Below are 3,603 nucleotides of genomic sequence, written 5' to 3'. Positions count from 1 at the left end.
CCGCGCCAAGCCCGCACCCTCCAGGTGATCCATGAAACGCGCCCCTCGCAGCCGTCAACGCCATGATTTATATGCGAAATATCACGATTACGACAGCGAAATCAGCGACTTACTTGGAGAATGTGGGGCATAATTCTGTCCGAAGATAGGCTTGTCTCAAGCTGTACAAAAAAATGCAACAGAACCTCGAGGTCCACACCCCAAACCGTGTGTTTCTGGCCGCGATCACTTTCTAGCGTCACGAAATAGCTGTCGCGGTTCTTCGGGTCATGATGATAGGGCGCAGTCCCGTGCTCCACCAGGCGGCCCGCCTGCCGGCTGCTGAACTCGTCCATGCCGGCATAGAGCTGCGCGCCGTCGCGATGCCGCGTCATGGCGACATAGGTCAGATGCCGGTCCATCGTGCCCGACGCCAAGACGAAGGCGCGATCGACGGTCGCGCCCTGGTTCTTGTGGATCGTCGTCGCATAGCCGTGGTCGACGGCGCGATAATCGTTCATCGGCACGCTGATGCTGTCGCCCTTTCCCTGTCCCCCTGGGCCGTCGAGCTGCGCGACGATCTTCCCAGGCTCGACGCGCTCGACCGTGCCAAGCATCCCATTTTTCACGCCAAGGTCGCGGCTGTTTTCGAGGAACACGATACGGTCGCCCGGCGCGAATGAACGCTTGCCGTCATTGGTCTGAAACGACACCTCACCGCCTTCTTCACCGCGTCCCAGCCGATGGCTGTCCTGCAGGGCCGATCTGATCGCATCATTGATGGCGCGAACATCGGCGCGGCGGTGCGCCATCGCAACGCGGGTGCCCTCTGGCCGCTCAGCCAAGTCGGCAAGGTAGTCACGCACGATCTCGCCGCGCGCCTCGTCCCGCGTTTCGCTAAGCCGAATGTTCCCATTATCTCGATAGGCGGCCAGGCCATCGGCTGTGCGATGCGTGGCAAAGGCAACCGACGCCTCCCGCTGCCAGTCCACGCGCTGCCGGCGAATCTCCGAAAGCTCGGCATGGCCTATTCTCTCAGCAATGGCGCGGAACGGTGCGCCGGCCCCGATCGCCTGGAGCTGTTCGTGGTCGCCGACAAGGACGATCTTCGCGCCGCGCGCCTCGGCCTCGGTGACGAAGCGGGAGAGCTGCCGACTCCCGATCATGCCCGCTGTCCGGCGTCACCACCCACGGAACAGTTTGGCGTGATTGCGTAGCGGAGGGTTTGTGGCTCATCTTGACCCCAGTTGGAGTTGAAGATGATGAAGAAACCGGTGACGACCAAGGCCCCTGCCGAGCAGGTCGTGAAAGACATCCGGCGCGCGACGCGCAAGTTGCATTCGTCCGAGGAGAAGATCCGGATCGTTCTGTCCGGCCTTCGTGGCGAGGATAGCATTGCTGAGCTTTGCCGCAAGGAAGGCATAGCTCAGAGCCTGTATTACAGTTGGTCAAAGGAGTTTCTTGAGGCCGGCAAGAAGCGGCTGGCTGGTGATACTTCTCGTCAGGCCAACACCGGCGAAGTGAAGGGCCTGCGCGCCGAGGCTTTGGCGCTGAAGGAACTGGTGGCCGATCTGAGCCTCGAAAACCGCCTGCTCAAAAAAAACATGACCGGGGCTGGGGGAGAAGGCGAATGAGGTATCCCGCCGCTGAGAAGCTTGAGATCATCCGGCTGGTGGAGCAGTCGCATCTGTCGGTCCGGCGCACCCTTGCCAAGATCGGCATCCCGCCCACCACGTTCTACCGGTGGTATGACCGCTTCGTCGAACACGGGCCGGAGGGGTTGGAAGACCGCCCTTCACGGCCTTCCCGGGTCTGGAACCGCATCCCTGAGGCCGTGCGGGACCAGATCGTGGACTTGGCGCTGGAAGAGCCGGAGCTGTCGCCGCGCGAATTGGCAGTCCGGTTCACTGACACGGAAAAGTATTTTGTGTCAGAGGCTTCCGTATACCGCCTGCTCAAAGCGCACGACCTCATCACCAGCCCGGCCTATATCGTCATCAAGGCGGCAGATGAGTTCAAGGACAAGACGACGGCGCCAAACCAGATGTGGCAAACCGACTTCACCTACCTCAAGGTCATCGGCTGGGGCTGGTTTTACCTTTCTACGATCCTCGATGACTACTCGCGCTACATCGTCGGCTGGAAGCTCTGTGGCAACATGCGGGCCGAGGATGTCACCGACACGCTCGACATCGCCCTGACCGCGTCCGGCTGCAGCAGCGCAAAAGTTCTGCACAAACCCCGGCTTCTCAGCGATAACGGCTCGTCCTACATCGCAGAGGGTCTGGCCAGATACCTCGAGGATAAAGGCATGAAACATGTCCGCGGCGCCCCGATGCATCCCCAGACCCAGGGCAAGATCGAACGATGGCACCAGACCCTCAAGAACCGCATCCTGCTCGAAAACTACTTCCTCGAAGGCCAGCTTGAGGCTGCCATCGCCGCCTTCATCGAGCACTACAACAACCACCGCTACCACGAGAGCATCGGCAACCTGACCCCGGCTGACGTCTACTTCGGGCGCGACGAAACCATCCTGGCTGAAAGGAGGCGCATCAAACAGCAGACCATCCAAAACCGCCGCTTGAACCACCAGCGTCAAGCAGCATAACCTGAACCCGATGAGCCCCAGCTCTCCGCTCCAAAATCAGGCCGCCTGTTCCAAATCATTCGACGACGGACAATCGCCGTGCCGACGGGCCGCTGAACCTGCTGGTGGACAGCACCGGCATCAAGTTCCTCGGCGACGGCGAGTGGCAGGCCCGCAAGCATGGTGTCCAAGGAAGACGCCAATGGCGCAAGGTCCATCTGGCCATGGACACCGCCACATCCGACATCCGCGCGGTCGAGTTTACCCCAAGCCGGGAAGGCGACAGCCCCGTCTTGCCAGACCTGCTGGACCAGATCCCAGACGACGAAGACATCGGCACCGTGACCGCAGATGGCGCCTACGATACTCGCCGCTGCCACATCGCCATCATCGCGCGCGGTGGCACCGCAATCATCCCGATCCGCAAGAATGGTCGACCGTGGAAGGAGGATTGCCCAGCTGCCCAGGCCCGCAACGAAACCCTCCGCGCCACACGCCACTACGGCCGCGCGTTTTGGAAGCGATGGACAGGATACCACGCCCGCAGCCGCGCCGAAGCCAAGATGCGCTGCCTCAAGTCCTTCGGCGACCGCATCGCCGCGAGAGACCCTGACCGACAAACCGCCGAAATCCACATCCGCGTCGCCCTCATGAACCGCTTCAATGCCCTCGGCACAGCCGAGATCGTTCGCGTGGACTGAACCTGAGGGGGAAAGGGGAAGTCATGCGTCAGGCAGCGTTTCTGCAACAACGCCTATTTCAACACAAAGAGACTGAGGAAAACGTAGGGCCGGAGGGACTCGAACCCCCAACCAAGGCGTTATGAGCGCCCGGCTCTAACCATTGAGCTACAGCCCCCTGCGCTTTGGGTAAGCATTCCGTCCCGCAGGGTCAAGGGATCATCGCCCATCCGATCGCCGAATGAGCAGGGTCCTCATTGTAGTGTCTACGCCAATCCTCCATCTTTTCACGGGCGTCCGCAAGCGTCAGGAACCAATGGGCGTTCAAACATTCCGCCCGGAACTTGCTGTTGA

3 protein-coding genes, 1 tRNA gene and 1 pseudogene are annotated in these 3,603 nt (G+C 61.1%); 2 read left to right on the top strand and 3 right to left on the bottom strand.

Features of this window, described 5'->3' with window-relative positions:
* Positions 1-101 precede the first annotated feature (101 nt).
* The gene (locus FOA17_RS10610; RefSeq protein ID WP_238991790.1) at positions 102-1,145 is read right to left on the bottom strand and encodes an AAA family ATPase; all 1,044 of its coding nucleotides are present in this window, start codon (positions 1,143-1,145) and stop codon (positions 102-104) included.
* Between the two features lie 93 nt (positions 1,146-1,238).
* Here FOA17_RS10610 and FOA17_RS10605 point away from each other — a divergent pair.
* Positions 1,239-2,590, top strand: a protein-coding gene (locus FOA17_RS10605) for an IS3 family transposase (protein ID WP_149141473.1) whose coding sequence is annotated in 2 segments (ribosomal slippage) — positions 1,239-1,575 and positions 1,575-2,590 — 1,353 coding nt in all. Because the reading frame shifts where the segments join, the coding sequence is not laid out codon by codon here.
* Positions 2,591-2,661: 71 nt separating this feature from the next.
* Positions 2,662-3,270, top strand: a pseudogene (locus tag FOA17_RS10600) (IS5 family transposase); the annotation flags it as partial.
* A gap of 84 nt (positions 3,271-3,354) precedes the next feature.
* Here FOA17_RS10600 and FOA17_RS10595 read toward each other — a convergent pair.
* A tRNA-Ile gene (locus FOA17_RS10595) sits at positions 3,355-3,427 on the bottom strand.
* A 33-nt stretch (positions 3,428-3,460) separates the two neighbouring features.
* On the bottom strand, positions 3,461-3,603 hold a 143-nt coding region (locus FOA17_RS10590), incomplete at its 5' end, for an integrase core domain-containing protein (protein WP_149141472.1).

It is taken from the genome of Gemmobacter caeruleus, assembly GCF_008271655.1.
GTDB classification, from domain to species: Bacteria; Pseudomonadota; Alphaproteobacteria; order Rhodobacterales; family Rhodobacteraceae; genus Gemmobacter; species Gemmobacter caeruleus.
This window is presented reverse-complemented; position numbering and strand designations above follow the sequence as displayed.